The organism is Psychrobacter sp. TB20-MNA-CIBAN-0197, assembly GCF_040309765.1.
GTDB classification, from domain to species: Bacteria; Pseudomonadota; Gammaproteobacteria; order Pseudomonadales; family Moraxellaceae; genus Psychrobacter; species Psychrobacter submarinus.
Genome location: NZ_JBEOPC010000355.1, coordinates 1 through 288, shown reverse-complemented (window position 1 = coordinate 288; position 288 = coordinate 1). Strand labels below are relative to the sequence as shown.

1 pseudogene is annotated in these 288 nt (G+C 49.7%); it reads right to left on the bottom strand.

Features of this window, described 5'->3' with window-relative positions:
* A pseudogene (locus AAEY83_RS14005) lies at nt 1-288 on the bottom strand (EcsC family protein); the annotation flags it as partial.

Below are 288 nucleotides of genomic sequence, written 5' to 3'. Positions count from 1 at the left end.
ACCAATACCAATGCCCGCCAGTAGCGCTTGTTTTTCTTGCATCTTGCTGAGGTCAGCATTGGCAAGCAGCTCGTACGCCATCTTCACGCCTTGCTTACCTGTCAACGGCTTATTATAAACCGCCGCCAATTGATAAACGGTACGCAAAGAGACCAGCAATAGCCATAAAGTATCAGCCAACAAACCTGGTAGTCCGGCCAAACCAGTCAAACCACCAATCGTAGCAAGCGCACGGTTTTGATTGGCAATGTCGGTCGCCAATGCGTAGCGCTCTTCATCGTCTAAACT